The organism is Mesorhizobium sp. M1A.F.Ca.IN.020.03.2.1, from assembly GCF_004023205.1.
Lineage (GTDB): Bacteria > Pseudomonadota > Alphaproteobacteria > Rhizobiales > Rhizobiaceae > Mesorhizobium.
On the sequence record NZ_RZSV01000085.1, the window covers coordinates 1 to 22,555 of the forward strand.

Sequence of the window (22,555 nt, forward strand, 5' to 3'; positions counted from 1 at the left end):
GGCCAGCACCTCGTAGCCGATGGTTCCGGCATGCGCGGCCGCGTCGTCGAGGCTTTGCGACGGCCCGATGAGCTCGACGAGGTCGCCCTCGCCCAGTTGATCGACCGGAAGCGCTGAAATGTCGAGGACAATGGAATCCATCGATACCCGCCCGACGAAAGGCAGCCGCACGCCCTCGAACCAGGCGGCCGACGCCGCGCGCCGGTGCCAGCCATCGGCATAGCCGAGCGAAATTGTCGCCAGCCTGAGCGGTCCGCGCGCATGATGGCTGTGGCCGTAGCCGACGCCGGCGCCGTCTTCGACGTTGCGCGTCTGAGCCACCTTCGCCTGCAGCCGGACCACCGGCATCATCGGGTTCGCCTCGCCCGGCGTCGGGTTGATGCCGTATAGCGCCGCGCCCGGCCGCGCGAGGTCGTGGTGGTAGGCCGATCCGAGAAAGATGCCGGACGAATTGGCAAGCGAGGCCGGCGCCTTGGGCAGCATCCCGCGTAGCCGCTCAAACGCGAGCCGCTGCGCTTCGTTGGCAGGATTGCGCGGCTCGTCGGCGCAGGCGAGATGGCTCATCACCAGGCGGATGTCGATGCCGCCGAAAGCATCCGCCGCGAGCGCCTCGACGTCAGCCGGCGGCATGCCGAGCCGTGACATGCCGCTGTCGACCTGAACAGCGGCCGGCAGCTTTCGGCCGGCGGCAAGCGCCGCTTCACGCCACGCCCTCAACTGAGCGGTGCTGTTGATGACAGGATGAAGCCCAGTCGCGATCGCTTCCGGCTCGGAGCCCGGCGGCAGGCCGTTGAGCACAAAGATCTCATGTCCGGGTCCAAGCGCCTTGCGCAGCGCGATGCCCTCGCCGAGCAGCGCGACGAAGAAGATCTCGCAGCCTTCCTTCATCAGCGCCGATGCCACGCGCGCTGCGCCGAGGCCATAGCCGTCAGCCTTGAGCACGCCTGCGCAGCGCACGCCCGCCAGCCGCGCCTTCAGCCGCCGGTAGTTCTCGCGGATGGCGCCAAGATCGATGGTCAGGATCGCGCCGGCTGAAGTTTCGCCGGGCATAAAGCCGCTGGTGGCGGTCGTTTGCGGCAAAGACGTTTTGGTGCCGGTCATCGGGGCAATTGCGTCGGACAAAGTCGGGTCACACTTGTTGCGGAGCTGCGTGCTTCTCGACGCCGGCGAAGTGCGCTTGTCGCGCGTCGTTCATGTTTGCCTCTTTGCCTGCGGCGCATCTGCATCAACAAAGCATGATCTCGACTACGGTGCCAACCTCTTCGCTAACCGTACTTAGTTGGAAGCGCGCCTGCCAACGCCTAGCGAGCAAGATGCTGGAACGCGGCCACCACCTGCTCGTAGACCTTGCGCTTGAAGGGCACGATCAGGTCGGGCAGCTCCCGCATCGGCCGCCATGCCCATTGGTCGAATTCGGCCTTGTGGCCGCCCGGCGGCGGATTGATCTCAATCTCGCTCTCGTCGCCCTCGAAGCGGTAGGCGAACCATTTCTGCGTTTGGCCGCGATAGCGGCCCTTGAAGGCGACGCCGACCAGATGCGGCGGCAGGTCGTAATTGATCCAGTGCGGCGCTTCGGCAAGCAGCGACACGCTGCGCATACCGGTCTCCTCGTAAAGCTCCCGCTCCGCCGCCGGGAGCGGCTCCTCGCCCTCGTCGATGCCGCCCTGCGGCATCTGCCAGAGTTTCGTGGTGCCGGAGAATTCGCTGTCCGGCTCGGCGATGCGATGACCGACCCAGACCAGCCCGGCCGGGTTGAGGATCATCAGCCCGACGCAGGGGCGATAGGGCAGCGTTTCAGGATCGATCTTTTTGGTCATCGTTGAGATTTCCAGCCGTTTTGGAGATGCATTCAGGCGAAAGGGTCGGCGTCAGCCTTTTTGCGGATCGATCGCCACCGCCGAAATCGGCACGATCTCGATGCCGCGCTTCTTCGCTTCTGCCACCCAGGACGCAACCGTGTCGACGGTGATATCGAAGGCCGAGCCGATGCCGACGGCGCTGCCCTTGGCGCGTGCCGTCGCCTCGAGGCTGTCCAGCTTCTTGAGGATTTCGCCGCGGTCCTGCACAGCATCGATCGCCATGTCGCCGGCGACGAAAGGAACGCCATCCTTCAGCGCGAGGTTGGGCGCCAGGCTTCGCGCGGAGGAGCCGTCGTCGACATAGGCAAGGCCGCGCTTGCCGAGCTCGGCCATGAACGGTCCCATCGCGTTTGCATCAGCCGAGAAACGCGCGCCCATATAGTTCATGACGCCGGTATAGTTGGTCGTCCTCGACAGCGCCCAGCGCAGGCTCTTCAGGTTCTCGTCCGGACTCGCAGCGACCGTCAGCGTGTTGCGTCCCGGATTGACGCTGGGATAATCGAACGGCTCGAGCGGTATCTGCATGACGATCTCATGTCCGCTCTGGCGCGCCGCCTTCATCCAGCGGTCGATGCTGTTGCCCTGCGGCGCGAAAGCCAGCGTCACCTCGGCCGGCAATTTGGCGATCGCCGCCTGCGTGCCGGTCTGGGAGACGGCGAGCCCGCCGATGACGATCGCCACGCGCGCGCCGCGCGCGCCGGACCAGGGCCGCGCATAGACGTCGAACGGTCGCCGGCCATCGGCGGAGCGCACCGGCAGCGGGCCGCTGTCGCTCGCCTCGATCAGCGCCCTGTCGGGAATATGCGCGACCTTGAGATTCTGGCTGAGTGTGGAAGGATCGCGGATGACGATACCGGCCTTCGGCGGACCATCGCCCTCTTCAGACTGGAGATGGATGATTTGCGGGCCATCGCTCTTCATCGGCGTGCTCGCATTGGGCTTCGCCGCCGCCACCTCGGCCGGTGCCGGCGTCGGCGCCGGTGCCGGCGCGGGAGCCGGCGCCACGATTACCTTCGGCGTCGAAACGGCCGTCTCTTGCGGTTTGCGGAAAGGTTTTTCACGCAACGCGATCGCACCGGAAATACCCACTACAGTGAGGACGGCGACCGCCGCGCCAAGCGTGCCGGCGCCGAAGGTGCGCGAGGCAGGGCGCTCTGGCCGGAGCGTCTGTCCGAGCGGGCGTTCGATGTCCTTGCCGATGTCAGCCAAGCCGCATCCCCAGGCCCGTGACGCGGCTGATCGGATCAGCGCAGCTGATCGAATCGTCAGCGCTCACGCGCAAATTCAAAACCTTAGGCGACGCAGCGCCCGTTGCCGAACCACCCTGTCCCCGAATCAAACTGCCGGAACCTCGCGGTCCCGGCAGCATTGCATCGCTTCGGTCGGCCGGCCAGAGTGATCTGCCCCGGCCCTCCCGTCTTTACTGGTTCAGCACAGCCTTGTCCGGGTTCGGCGGGAAGGCCGGATCGGTCTTTTGGCCGCGCAGCAGCTGTTCGGCATAGATCAGCTGCAGGTCGTCCTTCGGCTCCGGCGGCACATAGGCGGCCGAGCCCGAGCCGGTCGAGCTCTCGTCGGCCCCCTTGATGTGGCCCTTGAGGTCCGATTCGCCGCGGGTCAGGTCCCTGCCCTGCAGGTCCGGCGGCAGCGGCTGCTCGACCTTGATGTCGGGCGTGATGCCCTTGCCCTGGATCGACTTGCCCGACGGCGTGTAATAGAGCGCGGTGGTGAGCCTGAGCGCGCCGTTCTCGCCGAGCGGGATGATGGTCTGCACCGAACCCTTGCCGAACGACTGCGTGCCGACGACGGTGGCGCGGCGCAGATCCTGCAGCGCGCCGGCGACGATCTCGGACGCGCTTGCCGAGCCGCCATTGACCAGCACGATCAGCGGCTTGCCGCCGATGTCGTCGTTCTGCTTCGGCTTGGCGTCGAAGCGGGTAACGTCCTTCGGATCGCGGCCGCGGGTCGAGACGATCTCGCCGCGCTTCAGGAAGGCGTCCGACACGCTCACCGCTTGGTCGAGCAGGCCGCCCGGATTGAGGCGCAGGTCGAGCACATAGCCCTTCAGCTTGTCGTTGGGCACCTGCTTCTTGATGTTCTCGATGGCGTTCTCGAGATCGTCATAGGTCTTCTCGGTGAAGGAGGTGATCTTCATGTAGCCGATGTCATTCTCGACCCGGTACTTCACCGCCTTGACCTTGATGATGTCGCGCACGACCGTGAGCTCGATCGGCTTGTCGGCGCCCTGGCGCAGGATGGTGAGCTTGATCGGCGTATTGACCGGTCCGCGCATCTTCTCGACCGCATCGTTGAGGGTGAGGCCGCGCACCTCCTCGCCGTCGATCTTGGCGATATAGTCGCCGGCAAGCACGCCCGCCTTTGCGGCCGGCGTGTCGTCGATCGGCGTGATCACCTTGACCAGGTCGTTCTCCATCGTGACCTCGATGCCAAGGCCGCCGAACTCGCCTTTGGTCTGCACGCGCATATCCTGCGCCTGCTCGGCGTTCATGTAGGAGGAATGCGGGTCGAGCGAAGCGAGCATGCCGTTGATGGCGTTCTCGACCAGCGACTTGTCGTCCGGGGGCGTCACATATTGCGCGCGCACGCGCTCGAATATGTCGCCGAAGATCGCCAGCTGCTTGTAGGTCTCGGAACCCGCAGCATTCGCCGCCGAGCCGGGTGCGCCGTAGACCAGGCTCATTGCCGATGCGCCCATCAGCGCGCCGGCAAACAGAAGCGACAATTTCCGCATCATTTCACGTCCTTCCAGAAAATCGGTCCGCCCACCAGGGGTTCGGATCGACGGGTTTTCCATCCTTGCGGAACTCAACATAGAGCTCCGGCGTCGCATTTCCATTCTGCGAGGCCGAGGTGCTAGCCACCCGGGCCTCTCCCATCGCGCCGATCGGCTCTCCTGCGAGCACCGACTGTCCGGTCGCGACGCTGATTCTGCTCATCCCCGCCAGGACGACATGATACCCATCGCCCGCATTGAGGATCAAGAGTTGACCATAGGAGCGAAACGGCCCCGCATAAAGAACGTTTCCATCCGCCGGCGCGGTGACGATGGCCCCCGATTGTGTCGCAACCATGTCTCCCTGCATCATTGCGCCATTGCCGTCGTCGGTGCCGAAGCGCCGTTTGATCTTGCCGATGACCGGCAGCGCGATCTGGCCCTGGAGCGCCGCGAACGGGGCGGAAGCGGTTAAACGATTGCCCTCCGGCACCGGCGGCGCGGCGGGTTCCGCGGTCGATGCGGTCGTGTCGGCGTCCGCCGATTTCCGATCGGCCGCCTTGGCCTGGTCGGCCGCCTTGCGCGCCTTGTCGGCCTCGAGCGAGGCGATGAGGTCCTTGAGGCTGCTGGCCTTGTCCGCCAGCTGCTGCGAGCGCTGCCGCTCTGCTCCCAGGGCCGCTTCGGTATCGGCCTGCAGCTTCTGCTTGGCCTCGAGCAGCATGGTCAGTCGTTTCTTTTCCGCCGTCTGCTCGGTGACTGCAGCGGTAAGCCGCGCGCGTTCGGCCTCGATCGAGGCCGTCACCCGGGTCTGTTCCTTGAGATCGGCGAGCAGCCTGTCGGTCTGCTGGCGCAATTCCGGCACCACGGCGCCGAGCAGGATGGCACTGCGCACCGACGACAACGCGTCCTCCGGCTTGACCAGGATCGCCGGTGGCGGATTGAGCCCCATGCGTTGCAGCGCGCCGAGCACCTCGGCAAGTACGTCGCGCCGCGCCACCAGCGAAGCGTGCAGCTTCTCTTGCTCGGCCTTCAGTCCTTCCAAGTTGGCGCCGATGTCCTCGATGTCCTGGCCGAGCTTCTGCTCGGTCATCGCCGACTGGATCAGCGCCGCACTGATCGAGGCATGGTCTTTCTTCACCGTCGCGACGTCGGCGGCAAGCTTGGCCAGCCGCTCGGAGGACAAGGAGATTTCCTTGGAGACCTGCTCGTATTCGACCCGGCTCTTGTCGGGGTCCGGTGCGACATCGAGCGAATTTTCCGCGGCCATAGCCGGCCCGAGCGCGATCAGCGCGGCGACTAGTGTCAAGCCGCAGCGGCTGCGCCAGGCGCGCGTTCTCGAATTCCAGCCTTCAGACATCAGGCCTCGACTCTATCCGCCGCTTCGTTAACGAACCATCAACCATGTTGGAGCACCCGCAACAACCGTGACGTCGGTTCATTGAGGCGGAAATCGGTGCAAGCGGACGTGATCCCCAGCTTTCGGGGTCACAGCGCGAACGATGACTCACGAGCGGTGATAGGGATGCCCGGCAAGGATGGTGGCGATGCGATAGAGCTGTTCGCCGAGCATGACGCGCACCAGCTGATGCGGCCAGGTCAGCGCTCCGAACGACAGCACCAGATCGGCCTCTTCGCGCAAGGATTTGTGATGGCCGTCCGCGCCGCCGATCGCGATGACCAGCGCCTTGCGGCCGCTGTCGCGCAACTGGCCAATGCGGGCCGCTAGGTCCTCCGAGGATAGCGCCTTGCCGCGTTCGTCGAGCAGGAACAGCACGTTGCCTTGCTGCAGTTGACCCTGCAGCTTCTGGCCCTCCTCGCGGCGACGTTCGTCGGCGCTCTGGCCGCGGCTCTCGGGTGTCTCGACAATGCCGGCAAATTCCAGCCCGACCGCGGGCCCGCTCTTGGCGAAGCGCTCGAAATAGCGGTCGGCGAGCTCTCTCTCGGGGCCGGTCTTCATCCGGCCCACGGCATGAACGGTGATCTTCATCCTCGCCTCGGCGAGCTCTCGATCGGCGCCGGACCGGAACGGTCACGGCCCGCGATACGGCTCAGTGCAAGGTCTCTTCCTCGAGATCCGGCGCCTGCCACATCTTTTCGAGATTGTAGAACTCGCGGACTTCGGGACGGAAGACATGGACGATGATGTCGCCGGAATCGATCAGGACCCAGTCGGCGCTGGCCAGCCCTTCGACGCGCGCCATGCCGAGACCGGCATCCTTGAGCGCCTTGAGGAGATGGTCGGCGACAGCCGAGACATGGCGGTGCGATCGGCCCGATGCGACGACCATATAGTCGCCGAGGCTCGATTTACCCTGGATATCGATTGAGACGATGTTTTCGGCCTTGGAGTCTTCCAGACTGGCAAGGACTGTCTTGATGGCGAGGGAGGCAGCATCGCTTCCGCTGATCCCGGCCGGCGAAGGCACGATATCGGCCTTCTTCCGCAGTGCTGTTCTCAGTGTGTTTCCTTTCCCAATAAGAACAACCAAATCACCCGGCAAATCAGGTGACCCTGCTTAGATAGGCAGAGTTCCATTGCAGTTTCAAGACGGGCGCACTCTCAGGGCGGCCTCGGCAGGCCGGACAGGCCCTCGGAAGGCTGAAAAGAGCGGAACCCCTGCGCGCCGCATGGGTTATCGGCACACCGGACAAAGGGGATTCCCAACCATGCCAATCGACCCGCAGAGCGCCCTCATCACGATTCAGGCCGGGCTTGCGCAGCTCAGCTCGCTGATAGTCTCCTATTCCTTCTCGGCAATCGGTGCTGTGATCCTTCTGGTTGTCGGCTACCTCGTTGCCGGCCTTGCCGAGCGATCGATCTATGCCGGGCTCGGTCATATTCACGGCTTTGACGAGACGCTGCGCCACTTCTTCTCCCAGGTCGTCCGCTACGGCATCCTGATCCTTGTCGTTATCATGGTGCTCGGCCAGTTTGGCGTGCAGACGGCTTCGATCATCGCCGCGATCGGCGCTGCCGGTCTGGCGATCGGCCTTGCACTGCAAGGTACGCTGCAGAACATCGCCGCCGGCATCATGCTGCTTGCGCTGAGGCCGTTCCGCATCGGCGAATATGTGGAGGTCGGTGCGATCGCCGGCTCGATCGAGGAGATCGGCCTGTTCGCGACCAAGCTGCGCACTGTCGAAGGCATCTACATTCTGGCGCCCAACCAGACGCTGTGGAACCAGCCGGTACGGAATTTCACCCGCAACGGCGTCAGGCGCACCGATATCAGCTTGAGCATCGGTTCATGGAACGACATCGACCGCGGGCAGAAGACGCTGCTTGCCATCGCCAATGCCGAGAAGCGCATCCGGCGCGAGCCGGCGCCGATCGCCTTCATCGCAGGGCTTGGCGAGAGCACGGTTTCACTGACCCTGCGCTACTGGACTTCCGCGGCCGACTATTTCGCCACCCAGATCGACTTGACCAAACGCGCCAAGCTGGCCTTCGACAACGAGGGCATTTCGATCCCCCTGCCGCCGCCCGAGATACCGTCCCCGGAAGTCCGCAAGCAATAATCTCGTCAGTCCTTGGCCGGCTTTGCCGGCTCCTCCGGCGCGAAGGCGAGCTCCACCGGCAGGGGCGTCTGCGCCGACATCGGCGCGAAGCTGCCGGTTGCGGCAGCAGGCATTGGTCGCGCCGCAAACACCCGCCACAGCACGAACAGGCAAAACGCGGAAGCGATGGCGATGCCGACATAGATGAAGGTCCCGGTGCCGAAGACGGCGGAAAGCGCCGTCACGATGCCGGGTACGATGAAGCCGGACAGCGACCAGGCAAAGAGCAGCGAACTCGACAGCGCCAGCAGCTCTTCCTTCCTGGCGCGATCGGCGGCGTGGGCGCTGGACAGCGAATAGATCGATTCCGATGCACCGTCCCAGATCAGATAGATCGCCACCAGGGCCATCAGCGCGCCGCCGTCGAAGGCGATGGCGAGCAGGCTCGCCGCCACCGCCAGCGCCGCCGTGCCCGCCAGCACATAGCGGCGGTCGGTACGGTCCGAGAGCCAGCCGAGCGGTATCTGCAGGATCAGCGTGCCGACCGGCATCGCCGACAAGAGCAGCGCCACCTCTGCCTGGCTGTAACCCTTGGCGGTGGCGTGGATCGGCGCAAAACCGGAAATGATCATCGACAGGCCGCCCACCGCCAGCATGCCGACGACGCCGACTGGCGAGATCCTCCACGCTTGGCCGAGCGCCACCGAAGCGGCCTGCGGCGCGGGCGGCTGGGCAAGCCGCGTCATGCCCACCGGCAGGATGGACAACTCGGTGAAGGCGATGCCGATCAGCGGCGCCGCCGCCGTCTGGATGTCGATCGCGGCGAGCGTCGCATAACCGACGCCCAATCCGGCGATATAGGCGACGTAGAACACCGCCATCACCCGGCCGCGTATGGCGTTCGGCAAGGCGTCGTTGAGCCAGCTCTGCGCGACGATGAAGAGGCCGCATATGGCGAAGCCGTAGAGCGCCCGCGCCGCGATCCACAGCAGCGGCATCGGTCCGGCGCCGATCGCCACGTTGGAGAGCGCGATCAGCGCCGAAAGCACCATGAACGCGCGGGCATGGCCGACCCGGCGCACCAAGGGTCCGGTCAGGATGCAGCCGGCGAGCCCGCCGGCCGAAAGGCCGGTGACGATCAGTCCGGCCCAGGTCGGATCGAAACCATCGGCGCCGAGCCGCACCGGAATGAAGGCGAACATCAGGCCGTTGCCGATCGCGATCAGCGCCATCGACACGATGACGCTGGCAATGGCAATCAGCGGCGCCGATTGTCCGGGATCGGTTTGGGTCTGCGTCAGCATGCCCTCGCAGCTTGGCTGATCGGAATGCGAAAGGCCGCCGTAAAAGCGACATCGCTCGGCCCCTTGTGGAGAAGGGAGGCCTCAGCCCTTCGCCGCCTTGCGGATCGCGGTGGAGGAAAGCGACGAGCGCGGGCCGTGGATGAAGGTCCAGGCCGGCGCCCGCATGCGGGCGAGCAGCGGGGCGTCGCCTTCATCGACGCGGGCATAGTCGAAGGTCTTGGCGACGACCGAGGACAGGAAGGAGAGCGTGGCGCCCGGTCGGTCGATGACGGCGATCGGGAAGGTCAGCACGATCTCGCGCCAGCGCTGCCAGCGATGGAAGTCGCGTAAGGAATCCGCGCCCATGATCCAGACGAAGTCGACGCCCGGATTGCGCGCCTTGACCAGCGCCAGCGTGTCCGCGGTATAGCGGACATGCTGCGCCGCCTCGAAGGCAGTGACCTTGATCTTCGGATTCCTGGCGATCTTTTCGGACAGCACGATGCGCTCGGCGAGCGGCGCCAGCTCGCGCGCGCTTTTCAGCGGATTGCCGGGCGTCACGATCCACCAGAGCTGGTCGAGGGCCAGCCTTCTCAGCGCAATCTCGGCGACCAGCGCGTGGCCCGCATGCGGCGGGTTGAACGAGCCGCCGAACAGGCCGACGGCCAGCCCTTTGCCGGCATGCGGCATGTGGAGATAGGGCGCGGGGACGGGCTGCTCGGGCTGGGAAAGCATGACGCTAGGCACCCCCCTCTGCCCTGCCGGGCATCCTCCCCGCCAGGGGGGAGATTGGCAGCTCCTTCGCAGTCGCAAATCTTGCAGTGTTGGCGACTGGCGAAACCGGGAAAATCAGCTGATCTCCCCCCTTGCGCGGGAGATGGCCGGCAGGCGGGAGGGGGGTGCCTAGGCGCAAGCTTCAGCCTCTTAGGGCAAGCGATATCAAGGCCTCACCTGCCCCGACCCGCGCACGCGGTACTTGAACGAGGTCAGTTGCTCGACGCCGACCGGTCCGCGCGCATGCATCTTGCCGGTGGCGATGCCGATCTCGGCGCCCATGCCGAACTCGCCGCCGTCGGCGAACTGTGTCGAGGCATTGTGCAACAAAATCGCCGAGTCGATCTCGCTGAAGAACTTGTCGGCCGCTTGCGCATCCTCGGCGACGATCGCCTCGGTGTGATGCGAGGAGAAGGTCTCGATATGCTCGATCGCGCCGGCCACGCCGTCGACCAGCTTCACCGCAATGATCGCGTCGAGATATTCCGTCACCCAGTCGGCGTCGGTCGCCGGGCTGGCATCGGCAAAGGCTTTCATCACCTCGACGTCGGCATGGATCTCACAGCCGGCCGCGTGCAACGCTTCCAGGATCGGCACCAGATGCGTGGACGCCACCGCGCGGTCGACGAGCAGCGTCTCGGCGGCGCCGCACACGCCGGTGCGCCGCATCTTGGCGTTGACGGCGATCTGGACCGCCATGTCGAGCTTCGCCGAACGATCGACATAGAGATGGCAGATGCCTTCGAGATGGGCAAAGACCGGCACGCGCGCCTCGGTCTGCACGCGGCCGACCAGGCTCTTGCCGCCGCGGGGGATGATGACGTCGAGATTGCCGGCTAGGCCCTTGAGCATCTCGCCGACCGCGGCGCGGTCGGTGGTCGGCACCAATTGGATGGCGTCTTGCGGCAGGCCGGCTGCCTTCAGCCCTTCGACCATGCAGGCATGGATAGCCGACGACGAATTGATCGAATCAGAGCCGCCGCGCAGGATCACGGGATTGCCGGCTTTCAGGCAGAGCGCGCCGGCATCCGCCGTCACGTTCGGGCGGCTTTCATAGATGACGCCGATGACGCCGAGCGGCGTGCGCACGCGCTCGATATGGAGGCCGTTCGGCCGGTCCCATTCGGCAATTACCTCGCCGACCGGATCCTTGAGCGCCGCGATGTCGCGAATGCCGTCGGCCATCGCCTTGATACGTGAGGGGTTGAGTTTCAGCCGGTCCATGAAGGAACCGGACAGCCCGGCTTCCTCGCCGTTCGACATATCGATGGCGTTGGCCTCTAGGATCGCCTGCTCGTTGCGCAGGATGGCGTCGGCCATCGCGGCCAAGGCGTCGTTCTTGGCCTTGGTCGATGCGACGGCCAACGGTCGGGCAGCGGCGCGGGCGCGGAAGCCGATATCGGCCATCAGCGCCACCGTATCTTCCCCGGATTTGTCATGCAGCTTCAGCATGGTTCATCCTCCGCTGGGTCATTCGTCGGCCAAAACTTGGTCGTCGGCCAATACTTGATCACTGGATCGACTTACCACAAGGTCGTCGCGATGGATCATCGCCGAGCGCGCCTCGTAGCCGAGCACATTTTCGATCTCGGCCGTCTTCAAACCCGCGATCCTTACGGCATCGGCGGCATCATAGGCAACCAGCCCGCGCGCGATCTCGCGGCCCTCGGGCGACAGGATCGCCACCGTGTCGCCGCGCGAGAAATTGCCGCTGACGAGCTTGACGCCGGCCGGCAGCAGCGACTTGCCCGATTTCAGCGCGCCGATGGCGCCGGCATCGACGGTGAGCCTCCCGGCCGGCTCCAACTGTCCCGCGATCCAGGTCTTGTAGCCCTTCACCGGGTTGGCGCTGGGCTTGAAGAAAGTGGCGCGTTCGCCGCGCTCGATCGCCATCAGCGGCGACAGGCGCGTGCCGGCGGTGATGATCATCGCCGTGCCGGCGGCGTTTGCGATCTTGCCCGCGTCGAGTTTCGTCCGCATGCCGCCGCGCGAGAGTTCCGAAGCGGCCGCACCCGCCATCGCCTCGATGTCCGGCGTGATGCGCTCGACCACCGGAATGAACTTGGCTTGCGGGTCCTTGGCCGGCGGCGCCGTATAGAGCCCGTCGATGTCGGAAAGCAGCACCAGAAGATCGGCGCCCATCATCGTCGCCACCCGCGCCGCCAGCCGGTCGTTGTCGCCATAACGGATTTCGGAGGTCGCGACCGTGTCGTTCTCGTTGATGACCGGCACCGCGTTCATCTTGAGCAAGGTCGAGATCGTGGCGCGGGCGTTAAGGTAGCGGCGGCGCTCCTCGGTATCGCCGAGGGTCAACAGAATCTGCCCGGATTTGAGCCCGTCCCTGCCCAGCGCATCCGACCAGGCGCCCGCAAGCGCGATCTGTCCGACGGCCGCCGCCGCCTGGCTTTCCTCGAGCTTCAGCGCGCGTTTGCCAAGCCCGAGAATGGTGCGGCCGAGCGCGATGGCGCCCGAGGAGACGACGAGCACCTCCGCGCCGGCATTGGCGAGCACCGCGATGTCTGCGGCTAAAGAGGTCAGCCAATCGCGCTTCAGGCCGGTCGCGCGGTCGACGAGCAGCGCCGAGCCGATCTTCACGGTTATGCGCCGGTATGATTTCAGCGATTTCATGGGTTTTGCCGCCAGCGCGTATCGACAGGAGCGGGAACGGCATCGCGCGCCTCGGCGACCACCGCCATCAGCGCGCGCTGCACAGCCTCGACGCCTTCGCCGGTGACGGCTGACAACAGCATCGGCGCGCGGCCGGCGGCGCGTTTCAGCGAGGCAGCCTTCTTCTTGCGGGCGTCCGCGTCGAGGATGTCGACCTGGCTGAGGGCGACGATCTCAGGTTTGTCGGCCAGCCCATGGCCATAGGCCGCGAGCTCGGCGCGCACGGTCTTGTAGGCCTTGCCGGGATTTTCCTCCTGCGCCGAGACGAGATGGAGCAGCACGCGCGTGCGCTCGACATGACCGAGGAAGCGGTCGCCGATGCCGACGCCCTCATGCGCGCCCTCGATCAGGCCGGGGATGTCGGCCAGCACGAATTCGCGGCCGTCGATGCGGGCGACGCCGAGGCCCGGATAGAGCGTGGTGAAGGGATAGTCGGCGATCTTCGGCTTGGCGGCGGTGACAGCGGCAAGGAAGGTCGACTTGCCGGCGTTGGGCAGGCCGACAAGGCCGGCATCGGCGATCAGCTTGAGCCGCAGCCAGATGCTCAACTCCTCGCCCGGCTGGCCGGGATTGGCGCGGCGCGGCGCCTGGTTGGTCGAGGTCTTGAAATGCTGGTTGCCGAAGCCGCCATTGCCGCCCTTGGCGAGCAGAAAGCGTTGGCCGACCTCGGTTAAATCGCAGATCAGCGTCTCATTGTCCTCGGCGAATACCTGGGTGCCGGCCGGCACTTTCAGCGTCGCGTCGGCGCCCTTGGCGCCCGTCATGTTGCGGCCCATGCCGTGCATGCCGGTCTTGGCCTTGAAATGCTGCTGGTATCGGTAGTCGATCAGTGTGTTCAAGCCATCGACGGCTTCGACCCAGACATCGCCGCCGCGGCCACCGTCGCCGCCGTCCGGACCGCCGAACTCGATGAATTTCTCGCGGCGGAACGACATCGATCCGGCACCACCGTCGCCGGACCGGATGTAAACTCGGGCTTGGTCGAGGAATTTCATCGGATTTTCAGGTTTCTGCTATTGCGCTTGCGGGATTGCTCTAAACCAAGGTGGAGCCAAGGGCGAGGCCCGTTTGCAACTAAAGCGCCGGATGCACTTTAGCCAGGGGCGCGGTAGCACTGTTCGCGGGCGAGACCGGGAGGCGGGAATGAAGCTTGTCACTTACAATATCCAGTATGGCATCGGCCTCGACGGCAAATACGATGTCGGCCGCATCGCCGACGCGGTGCGCGGCGCCGATGTCATCGCCCTGCAGGAAGTCACCCGCAACAACCCGCGCAACGGCGACCGCGACATGGTGGCCGAGATCGGCGAGGCGCTGCCGGACTATTTTGTCGCCTATGCCAGCAATTTCGAGGTCAATATCGGCTCGCGCCTGGATGCCGGCCGCGCCGTCACCCGCACCTTCCAGCTCGGCAACATGGTGCTGTCGAAGACGCCCATTCATCTGTCGCGTAATCTCCTTCTGCCGCGCAGCCGCAGCCTGGAGCGGATGAACTTCCAGCGCGGCGCGCTGGAGGCGCTGATCGAGACGCCACTCGGCTTCATCCGCTTCTATTCCACCCATCTCGACCACCGCAGCCCCGTCGAGCGTCAGAGCCAGATCCGTTTCCTGCGCCAGCGCCTGCTCAACTACGCGCTGGAAGGCGGCGGCCTTTCCGGCATTCCCGAAATCGGCCTGCCGGACCTGCCCTATCCGGAAGCCTTCATCGTCATGGGCGACTTCAACATGCTGCCCGGATCGCCCGAATATGTCGAACTCGCCGGACGTCCGGACCATGAATTCGGCATGCCTCTCACCGCCGATCTCGCCGTCGATGTCGCCCAGCGCCTGGAGGTTTCCGGCCTCTTCACCTGGATCGACCCCAATCGTCCCAACGATGCGGGCCGCCACAAATGCATCGACTACGTCTTCACCAGCGCTTCGCTCGCCGGCTCGCTGAAGCGCCTGTGGGCCGACCGGCAGGCGCGCGGATCGGACCACCTGCCGGTCTGGGTCGAATTGGGCTGAGTCGTCTTTGAGCGCCGACGCCTAGGCGTGTTGCTATTCAGGTCAGGCTGAGCCGAAAATGACGGCTTCCGAGAACCGGAGCGGAGCGTACTGAAAGTACGCGAGCACCGGAAGCGCAGGAAACCGTCATTTGCAGGCCGGCTTCACCTGAATTTCAACATGCCTAGAAGTGCACCCAGTTGCGCAGGCTCGTCCAGGTCTTGCGGTCCAGCCGGTAGCGCTCGACCGGCACCTGGCCGGCGACGATCGAGTTCAGCATGCCCTGGCCGGCATACTGAAAGCCGCACTTGTGGATGACGCGGCGCGATGCCGGATTGATGACCCTGGTCGAGGCATGCAGCACCTGGATCGAGGTCTTCTGGAAGGCAAGGTCGACCAGCGCGTGCGCCGCCTCGGTCGCATAGCCGCGCTTCCAGTAAGGCTCGCCGATCCAGTAGCCCAGCTCCAGCCCGCGATCGGTGGTATTCAACCCCGCGCAGCCGACGAAAGTGCCGGTGCCGGCGAGCGTCAGCGCATAGGCGATGCCGGCGCGGCGCGACGAGGCCATGGCGAGGAAGGCGCGGGCCTCGGCTTCGCCGTAAGGATGCGGCATGCGGGCCAGCATTTCGGCGACGTGACGGTTGTCGGCCAGAGCGACGAGTTGCGCGAGATCGCTCTCGCGCGGAGCGCGCATGACCAGGCGCTCGGTGGCGAGCACCGGGCAATCGATCGCGTAACTTTCGTCTTCGGTGTCTTCCGCTTCGGCAACCATTTTAGTCCTCCAGGGCAAAGAAAAATGAAAAAGGAGAGATGGAAGCCCATCTCTCCTGATCCTTTTCCTGGCCTGGCCAGACACCGGTTCCCGAGATGGGCGCCGGTGTTATGGTGCGGAACCGGCTACTCCGCTGCTTTGGTGATCGGGTTTACCGAGACGTAGGTTCGGCCGTTGGCTTTTTTGTTGAAGGTGACTGCGCCGGCTTCGAGCGCAAAAAGGGTGTGGTCCGTGCCCATGCCAACGTTGGTGCCCGGATGCCATTGCGTGCCGCGCTGACGAATGATGATGTTGCCGGCGACGACGGCTTCGCCACCGAACTTTTTCACGCCGAGACGCTTGGAGTGCGAATCGCGACCGTTGCGCGACGAACCGCCAGCTTTCTTGTGTGCCATCTAACTAACTCCGATGCGCCCTGAGGCGCTTGAATGGTCTTATGAACGCGTTCGCGTTCCGTTTCAAGTGCGTACCGGCGACGATTATCGCCGACCGTCCTTACTTCTTTTTCGCCAGCTCCTTGGCCTGCTCGCGCCAATCCTTGATCTGGTCGGCGCTGAACGGCATGTGCTCGTCGATCTTGGCGACATCCTTCTCGGTCAGCTTGGCCAGCTGCGCAAAGGTGACGATGCCCTGCTCGGCGAGATCCTTTGCCGCGACGGGACCGATGCCCTTGATCACGGTCAAATCGTCCGGCTCGCCCTTCGGTGCCTTGAACAGCGGCGCGGCCTTGGCCTCTTCGCTGGCGGGAGCTTCCTTGGGGGCGGCCTCTGCCTTGGCTTCCTTCTTGGCCTTGGCCTCCTTCGGAGCGGCTTCGGCCTTCGCCTCGGCGGCGACTTCCGCCTTGGCTTCGGGCGCCTTGGCCTCAGCCTTGGCGGCGGCCTTCTTCGACGGCTTGGCGCCGCCCAGCAGGATCTCGGAGATCCTGACGGTGGTCAGAAGCTGGCGGTGGCCGATCTTGCGGCGCGAATTCTGGCGGCGACGCTTCTTGAAAGCGATGACGGTGCGGTTCTTGCCCTGCTCGACGACTTCCGCCGTGACCAGAGCGCCATCGACGAACGGCGCGCCGAAGGTGACATTCTCACCCTCGCCATGCGCGAGAACAGTGCCGATCTCGACGATCTCGCCGACCTTGGCTTCGACTTTCTCGATCTTGAGCAGATCGTTGGCGGCGACGCGATACTGCTTGCCGCCCGTTTTGATGACTGCGAACATTTTTTGCCTTTCGCTGTTCGGTCGGCCTCGATGAACCGCTTCAGGCGGTTCGGCCGTCTTTTTGTCAGTCTGCGGGTTCAAAAAACAAGCGGCGCGGAGAAGCCCCACGCCGGATGCGGGCTGTCCCTAACCGAAGGTCGCGCGGAAGTCAAGGCAAGCGGCCCTTGCTCCTGAGCATGCCGTGGGCCGCGCGCCGGTCCGCGCCTCACCGACGCTTTTTCAAGAAGCGGGAAATCGGTCGACTAGGGCCTTGTAACTGCGGCGGTCAGCCGTTATCTAGTGCGCCGCGCCGGCAACGGCCGACCATGACCTCGCGGAGAGGTGGCAGAGTGGTCGAATGCACCGCACTCGAAATGCGGCATACTCGCAAGGGTATCGGGGGTTCGAATCCCTCCCTCTCCGCCATCCTGCTTCGAGCTGCGCGCTTTCGCGGGACAAGCCTCAAATCCCTTAAGAGCGAGCGAGATACCCTCCGAAGCCTTGGCGAAGGAGCGCGACAGTCGCCCTCAGCAATATCCGAAATAGGTCATCAGCTCCTGAGCCTCACCTGCCTCGAAACGCGAGGCGAATTCCTCAGGCAGCTTCGATCGCCAGCCGCCCCTGTAGTCGGTTATCGGTTGGTTGACCTGCGCCGAACGGCGAGCCGAATGCGCCGTGCGAACTCTTCTTGCCCTTCCCCAGACGACCGGATGCCGGTGATAGTCCAGGATGGCAGCATCGAAAGCCACACCCATGAAGCGGCATAGCCGTTCGATGGAAAGCGCAGGCGACTCGATAAAGTCCTCGTAGCGCCACAACATGGCCCCGCCCCTCTCGACGCAGAGCATCGAAGCCCTGCTGTCGGCGACCCACCTTTGGAACGCTCTGTCGAAATCGCCCTCGTAGCGCTGCCCGAGCGATGTCACGACATCGCGGCCATCGCGCGTCACCACGATGAAACGGGCATCCGGGATCGTCTCGCGTATCTGACGGGTGTAATGAATATGCCCGGGGGTTTTCTCGACCCAGACGCTCCGGCGCGAAATCGCCGCCTCAAGCAAAAGCAAGCTTAGCTTGGTCCATCTGGCGCCTTTGTCCGAGACAAAAGCGCTTGTCTCCCGCGGAACACTGAAGACATCCGGATGCGCTGCCAATATCCGGGCGAGCAAGGTCGACCCGGTATGACCGCAACCACAGATGAATATTGAGGCCCTCGGCTTTGGAATAAGCCGTACCACACCCTTGTTCACAATTCTTGTTCCCCCGGAAAGACTTTATTCGAACTGTTTGCCTCGAAGATTGCAACAGGAATGTTTCCACAGGAACGGCGCGGAACCACCGATCGGCGCCGTTCACATTTCAGCGTGCGGCGTATCGGGTGTATCGATGAAGCGCACGCGCTTGCCGCCACGGCCTGCCAGGACGTGCTCGGCCAAGGCCTCGACGGCAGCCAGCGCGCGATGCTTCAGCCGGCGCTGAGCTTCTTCACCTGGCGCACGCTGGTGCGCGAGGCCGGCTTGCAGCCCTTGCACGCTGTAAACACCATGGTCGGGGCCATCCAAGGCGCAACTGAAAGCGGGCGTTGCGCGCCGGCTGGGCGATTGACGTTTGAGTGCGAATGATCCGCCGTGGGTTGGGCCGGCCGAGCGTGAGCGCCGGCCGATTGTGCCTCAACCTGATCCGCCGGATTGATGCTCCGCAATCGCGCTCAGGAAGACCTCGCCGAATTCCTTGAGCTTGGCTTCGCCGACGCCGTTCACCGCGGCGAAGGCAGCGAGGTCGCGCGGGCAGCGCTCGGCCATGTCGATCAGCGTGCGGTCGGAGAAAACGACATAGGCCGGGACTTGGCGTTCCTTCGCCAGGCGCAGCCGCAGCGCCTTGAGCGTGGCGAGCAGCGCGGCGTCCAGGTCTTCGGCGTCCGCCGCGGCCTGGGCCGAACGCGCCTTGTCGCGCAGGGAACGGTGCCGCGTCTCGACGCGATACTCGAAGGCGATCTCGCCGCGCCCGAGCGCGCGGCCGCTCTCGGAAATGGCAAGGCCGCCATAGCCGTCCGGGTCCGGCACCAGGAACCCGCCCGCCACAAGCTGGCGGATCAGCGACAGCCACGCGGGGCGCTTGTGTGCCGCGCCGGTGCCGAAGCTGGCAAGCCTTTGATGACCTCGGGCCAGCACCTTTTCGGTCTCGTGGCCAAGCAGGATGTCGACGATGTGGGAGGCCCCGAACCGCTCGCCGGTTTGCGCCACGGCCGAAAGGATGATGCGCGCCTCGATGCTGCCGTCCGCGCGCGGCGCCTGGCTGAGGCAGTTGTCGCAATTGCCGCAAGGCGAGGCGCCTTCGCCGAAATAGCCAAGCAGGACCTGGCGCCGGCATTGCGCCGTCTCGCAATAGCCGATCAGCGTATCCAGCCGGCCATGCGAGCGCCGCTTATGCTCCGGCGAGGCATCCTCGTCGTCGATGAACAGGCGGCGCGTGCGGATGTCGCCGAGGCCGTAGAGCATATGCGCCTCGGCCGGCCGCCCGTCGCGGCCGGCACGGCCGATCTCCTGGTAATAGGCCTCGAGGCTCGCCGGCAGGTCGGTGTGGAAGACATAGGCGACGTCCGGCTTGTCGATGCCCATGCCGAAGGCGATGGTCGCCACCATGACCACGCCGGACAGCGTCATGAAAGCGTTTTGGTTCGCGTCCCGCGCCTCCTTGCTCATGCCGGCATGGTAAGCGAGCGCGGTGACGCCGTTCTTTTCGAGGAAGGCCGCCATCTCCTCTGTCTTCCTGCGCGACAGGCAATAGACGATGCCGCTCTGTCCCGCATGGCGTTCGACGAAACGCAGCAGCTGGCGCTTGCTGTCCTGCTTCGGCTCGATGGCAAGCTTGATGTTCGGCCGGTCGAAGCCCAGCACCAGCGTGTCGACACGCTCGGCAAACAGCCGCGCCGAAATGTCGGTGCGCGTCGTTTCGTCCGCGGTCGCGGTCAGCGCGATGATCGGCACTTTCGGAAAGAGGTCGCGCAGCCGAGCAAGGTCCTCATATTCGCGCCGAAAGGCTGGTCCCCATTGCGAGATGCAATGCGCCTCGTCGACGGCGATCAGCCGGATGTCGAGCCTGGCCAGCGCGTCGAGCATCCGCTCGGTCATTAGCCGCTCCGGCGCCAGATAGAGCAGATGCGTCTGGCCCGAGGCGACGCGGCGCCACGCCGCGACATTGGCATCGCGATCGAGCGAGGAGTTGATCGTATCGGCGGCGACGCCGGCGAGCCGCAGCGCCGCGACCTGGTCCTGCATCAGCGCCACCAACGGCGAGACGACGATGGTGAGCCCGCCAAGGACCAGCGCCGGAACCTGGTAGCAGAGCGACTTGCCGGCGCCGGTCGGCATGACCGCCAGCACGTGGCGGCCGCACAGCAGCGCCTCTATCACGTCGGCCTGACCGGGCCGAAAATCGTCGAAGCCGAACACGTCCTTCAGCACGCGCTGCTTCGGATCGCGTCCCTCCGCCGCAATGCCCGCCACCGATGCCCGCCCCGCCATCGCGTTTTGCATTTGAGAGTGATTCCCGGTTTCGGCTGAGGTCACGTTCTTAAGGCGCGGATCGCCCGAACGCCATCGCAACCCGTGCTGTCCGCCGTTTTTGCCTGGCGGCGCCGCCGTCTCTGCCGGCGGTGTCGGCTCCTCCCTGCGCCGCAACCCGGCGATACTGAGATGGCAGGGCAAGGCGGTCGGCAGTGTCCACTGAGCCGAGGGTTAGCAAAGGCAGGGCGCGTCAGACTCCAAGCCGGCTCCATAGATCCGCAATCAATTTTCGCAGCCCGACAGCCCGGAGTTCTCCCGGTCGGATTTCGGCCAGCGCGATGCCGCTCTCGCCCGCAATGGCATAGAGCAGCCAGGTCCGGCCATCCTCCTCGAAAATGGCCGGATCGCGCAGCCCGTTCTCCTTGCTTCTTGCCACGCCCGCCTTGCTGCGGCGAACCGGCAGGCCGGCGCCCTCGTAGTCGGTGCCGGGTCTCAGCAATTCGGTCCTGCCGCGCACGACCCAGCGCCGCCACTCCTTGGAAAGGTCGATGCTGCCGTAAATCACGCGCTCCGGCGCGTCGCCCTTGCGCGTATAATAGACAATCAGCGAATCCCCGTTCTTCTGCACCGCCACATGCCGCGGCCGAACCCGGCTCGAGCCCGGCAGCACGACCGGCCCTTCCTCGAAACCGGAAAGACCATCGATAGATCGGCGAAGCCTGATACTGCCGGTGCCGAAAAGCCCATACCACCAGCCGTCATGCCGAAAGATCCGCGCATAGAACGGCCCTAGCGCCTGGGGGCTGGGGTTGAAGCAAAGGCCGTCGACCGATGTCGCCGCAAAGGTCGTCTGCTCGCGGCCATGTCGCTCGGCGCCGTGAAAATACATGACGATGCGTCGGGTCTGCTCGTCGACATGCACGTCGGGAGAGGCGATGTGATCCCTCAGAAAAGGACATTCGCCAAGCGAAAGCGCGCCGCCCGGGTGAACGCTCCAAGGACCCTGCAGCGTATCTGAATAGGCTAGGCGGATGTGGGTGCCGTTGTGATGCGCGAAATAGAGGTGATACGTTGCGAGCCGGCCGGTCGCCCACGCCGGCATCCTCACCAGCGATGGGCCGTTTATGCTGGCTCCCTCACCGCCCGGCAGCATATCGGGCGTAATCAACGGTCCTCGCCGTTCGGCTGAAAGGCCGAGCATCGACGTCATGCGTTTGCCCACTCCGGCATGTCATAGCCGAACTCGTCACAGAACCCTCTCAGCCGGGCGAGGAAGGCCGGGGGCAGGGCTTTGAGATAGGCAAGGTATTCCTCGTTCCGTTCCCACTTCTTGAGCGATGTTGCCCGTATCGGGTTGCCGGCATCCTCGCTGAAGCGGATACGCGGCCTGAGGTCGAATGCTCGCGCGATCCTCTCCTGGACCTCGTCCGGCCGAGCGATCATGTCCTCGTAGCGGACATAGACGATCGCGCGCTCCGGCTGCGCCTTTCTCAGCCGCAGCAAGGCCTCGTACTCGGCCAGCCAGCGTTCGGAGGTGACATGGAACCGGCGCTCCGCACTGCTTTCCGGATGCGAGCTGGTGAGCACGTCGAAAGGATGGCGAACGCAATAGATCAGGCCAATGGCGGCGGGCAATTTCGCCAGATGCGCATAACCCCGATCCGTGCGCTTGACGACAAGGTTGGTTTCGGAGCGGTCCAACATATCCAGCTGGGTGTATTTCGCTTCGGCTCGATGGACGAAGGTGTCCTCGAAACACCCCATCAGGCGCTGAGTCAGCGTCGTTCCGCTGCGCGCGCAGCCGGCAATGAATATCTTCTTGTAAGGCGCCGAGCGTCCAGCAAACCAAAGCCGCCACAGCCGCTTCACGTCCAGTGCCAAGCGCCGAACCTCTCTTATCGGCCGCCTGATGGCCTTGCGCAAAAAGGCCTCTGATTTTCGTGCGACGTCCATTTCCGACTTCCGCTCCCGCCGGCTTAGTTCATCCGATGCCAAAGCTGCGGCGCGCCGTCTCTTTGGCCGATATGCCGGCAGAGTGCCAGTCCTCTTCGTTAAACCTATCTTCACCATGTTGCGGCACCGTTGTCGTCCTGCGGCAATGTTTGAGTACCGCGGCGGCGCCACCTGCGCCCAGGCAACAAACCCGCGCCTCACGGCGCGGGTTTTTCTTTGGCAACAGGAATATCGCTATAGGAAGTCGGCCCGATAAGGCGCAAAACTGTCGACCAGCCGCCCCGCATCCAGCGCCCTGACGCCGTGCACCAGGTTGGACGGCACGATGAAGCTGC

22 protein-coding genes, 1 tRNA gene and 1 pseudogene are annotated in these 22,555 nt (G+C 64.9%); 4 read left to right on the top strand and 20 right to left on the bottom strand.

Going from position 1 to position 22,555, the window contains the following annotated elements; all coding sequences use genetic code 11:
- The 7 genes from alr to rsfS all read right to left on the bottom strand — a co-directional run.
- Positions 1–1,050 (bottom strand): alanine racemase (alr, locus tag EOA79_RS15660; RefSeq protein WP_128293087.1); only part of this gene is annotated, 1,050 nt, incomplete at its 3' end.
- Positions 1,051–1,301: 251 nt separating this feature from the next.
- Entirely contained in the window at positions 1,302–1,817 is a 516-nt protein-coding gene (locus EOA79_RS15665; RefSeq protein ID WP_128293085.1) for an RNA pyrophosphohydrolase, read from the bottom strand.
- 51 nt (positions 1,818–1,868) lie between these two features.
- The gene (locus EOA79_RS15670; protein ID WP_095824110.1) at positions 1,869–3,068 is read right to left on the bottom strand and encodes a divergent polysaccharide deacetylase family protein; all 1,200 of its coding nucleotides are present in this window, start codon (positions 3,066–3,068) and stop codon (positions 1,869–1,871) included.
- Positions 3,069–3,279: 211 nt separating this feature from the next.
- Entirely contained in the window at positions 3,280–4,611 is a 1,332-nt protein-coding gene (locus tag EOA79_RS15675; RefSeq protein ID WP_067001610.1) for a S41 family peptidase, read from the bottom strand.
- A gap of 1 nt (position 4,612) precedes the next feature.
- Positions 4,613–5,947: a murein hydrolase activator EnvC gene (locus tag EOA79_RS15680; protein WP_127335345.1), complete on the bottom strand. Its 1,335-nt coding sequence runs from the start codon at positions 5,945–5,947 to the stop codon at positions 4,613–4,615.
- 147 nt (positions 5,948–6,094) lie between these two features.
- Positions 6,095–6,577, bottom strand: a complete 483-nt coding sequence (gene rlmH, locus EOA79_RS15685) for a 23S rRNA (pseudouridine(1915)-N(3))-methyltransferase RlmH (RefSeq protein ID WP_095782611.1) — start codon at positions 6,575–6,577, stop codon at positions 6,095–6,097.
- A 61-nt stretch (positions 6,578–6,638) separates the two neighbouring features.
- The gene (gene rsfS, locus EOA79_RS15690; RefSeq protein ID WP_059189846.1) at positions 6,639–7,016 is read right to left on the bottom strand and encodes a ribosome silencing factor; all 378 of its coding nucleotides are present in this window, start codon (positions 7,014–7,016) and stop codon (positions 6,639–6,641) included.
- Between the two features lie 241 nt (positions 7,017–7,257).
- Between rsfS and EOA79_RS15695 the strand changes: the two genes are divergently transcribed.
- Positions 7,258–8,109: a mechanosensitive ion channel domain-containing protein gene (locus EOA79_RS15695; RefSeq protein ID WP_095799736.1), complete on the top strand. Its 852-nt coding sequence runs from the start codon at positions 7,258–7,260 to the stop codon at positions 8,107–8,109.
- Between the two features lie 5 nt (positions 8,110–8,114).
- Here EOA79_RS15695 and EOA79_RS15700 read toward each other — a convergent pair whose 3' ends face one another.
- The 5 genes from EOA79_RS15700 to obgE form a co-directional block, all read right to left on the bottom strand.
- A complete protein-coding gene (locus tag EOA79_RS15700) occupies positions 8,115–9,392 on the bottom strand; it encodes an MFS transporter (protein WP_127335346.1) in 1,278 nt (425 codons plus the stop codon).
- 81 nt (positions 9,393–9,473) lie between these two features.
- Complete coding sequence (locus EOA79_RS15705) at positions 9,474–10,061, bottom strand: nicotinate-nucleotide adenylyltransferase (protein WP_067001594.1); 588 nt, start codon at positions 10,059–10,061, stop codon at positions 9,474–9,476.
- A gap of 249 nt (positions 10,062–10,310) precedes the next feature.
- Positions 10,311–11,597 carry a glutamate-5-semialdehyde dehydrogenase gene (locus EOA79_RS15715; RefSeq protein WP_095824114.1) on the bottom strand — a complete coding sequence of 429 codons (1,287 nt, stop codon included), beginning with the start codon at positions 11,595–11,597 and terminating at the stop codon, positions 10,311–10,313.
- An 18-nt stretch (positions 11,598–11,615) separates the two neighbouring features.
- Positions 11,616–12,773, bottom strand: a complete 1,158-nt coding sequence (gene proB, locus EOA79_RS15720; RefSeq protein WP_095824115.1) for a glutamate 5-kinase — start codon at positions 12,771–12,773, stop codon at positions 11,616–11,618.
- Positions 12,770–13,807 (bottom strand): GTPase ObgE, encoded by a 1,038-nt coding sequence (gene obgE / locus EOA79_RS15725; protein ID WP_095824116.1) that lies wholly within the window; start codon positions 13,805–13,807, stop codon positions 12,770–12,772. Before obgE ends, proB begins: the two co-directional genes overlap by 4 nt.
- 148 nt (positions 13,808–13,955) lie before the next feature.
- Here obgE and EOA79_RS15730 point away from each other — a divergent pair, with 148 nt between their 5' ends.
- On the top strand, positions 13,956–14,819 hold the full coding sequence (locus EOA79_RS15730) for an endonuclease/exonuclease/phosphatase family protein (RefSeq protein ID WP_095824117.1): 864 nt from the start codon (positions 13,956–13,958) through the stop codon (positions 14,817–14,819).
- 163 nt (positions 14,820–14,982) lie between these two features.
- On the opposite strand, the gene EOA79_RS15735 is transcribed toward EOA79_RS15730, so the two are convergent.
- From EOA79_RS15735 to rplU, 3 genes are all read right to left on the bottom strand, one after another.
- On the bottom strand, positions 14,983–15,570 hold the full coding sequence (locus EOA79_RS15735) for a GNAT family protein (protein ID WP_067001577.1): 588 nt from the start codon (positions 15,568–15,570) through the stop codon (positions 14,983–14,985).
- A gap of 125 nt (positions 15,571–15,695) precedes the next feature.
- Positions 15,696–15,965 (bottom strand): 50S ribosomal protein L27, encoded by a 270-nt coding sequence (rpmA, locus tag EOA79_RS15740; RefSeq protein WP_040991608.1) that lies wholly within the window; start codon positions 15,963–15,965, stop codon positions 15,696–15,698.
- A gap of 100 nt (positions 15,966–16,065) precedes the next feature.
- Entirely contained in the window at positions 16,066–16,782 is a 717-nt protein-coding gene (rplU, locus tag EOA79_RS15745; protein ID WP_127335347.1) for a 50S ribosomal protein L21, read from the bottom strand.
- Between the two features lie 315 nt (positions 16,783–17,097).
- Between rplU and EOA79_RS15750 the strand changes: the two genes are divergently transcribed.
- Positions 17,098–17,187, top strand: a tRNA-Ser gene (locus EOA79_RS15750).
- 101 nt (positions 17,188–17,288) lie between these two features.
- Here the strand turns inward: EOA79_RS15750 and EOA79_RS15755 are convergent.
- The gene (locus EOA79_RS15755) at positions 17,289–17,828 is read right to left on the bottom strand and encodes a sulfotransferase (RefSeq protein ID WP_164748307.1); all 540 of its coding nucleotides are present in this window, start codon (positions 17,826–17,828) and stop codon (positions 17,289–17,291) included.
- Between the two features lie 243 nt (positions 17,829–18,071).
- Here EOA79_RS15755 and EOA79_RS15760 point away from each other — a divergent pair, with 243 nt between their 5' ends.
- Positions 18,072–18,383, top strand: a complete 312-nt coding sequence (locus EOA79_RS15760) for a hypothetical protein (RefSeq protein ID WP_127335349.1) — start codon at positions 18,072–18,074, stop codon at positions 18,381–18,383.
- A 48-nt stretch (positions 18,384–18,431) separates the two neighbouring features.
- Here EOA79_RS15760 and recQ read toward each other — a convergent pair whose 3' ends face one another.
- The 4 genes and pseudogenes from recQ to EOA79_RS33585 form a co-directional block, all read right to left on the bottom strand.
- Entirely contained in the window at positions 18,432–20,297 is a 1,866-nt protein-coding gene (gene recQ / locus EOA79_RS15765) for a DNA helicase RecQ (RefSeq protein WP_245322328.1), read from the bottom strand.
- A 220-nt stretch (positions 20,298–20,517) separates the two neighbouring features.
- Positions 20,518–21,477, bottom strand: coding sequence for a hypothetical protein (locus EOA79_RS15775; RefSeq protein ID WP_127335411.1), 960 nt, complete (start codon positions 21,475–21,477; stop codon positions 20,518–20,520).
- The gene (locus tag EOA79_RS15780) at positions 21,474–22,148 is read right to left on the bottom strand and encodes a sulfotransferase (RefSeq protein WP_245322329.1); all 675 of its coding nucleotides are present in this window, start codon (positions 22,146–22,148) and stop codon (positions 21,474–21,476) included. The genes EOA79_RS15775 and EOA79_RS15780 overlap by 4 nt, the downstream gene beginning before the upstream one ends.
- A 306-nt stretch (positions 22,149–22,454) precedes the next feature.
- Positions 22,455–22,555: pseudogene (locus tag EOA79_RS33585) on the bottom strand (cupin); the annotation flags it as partial.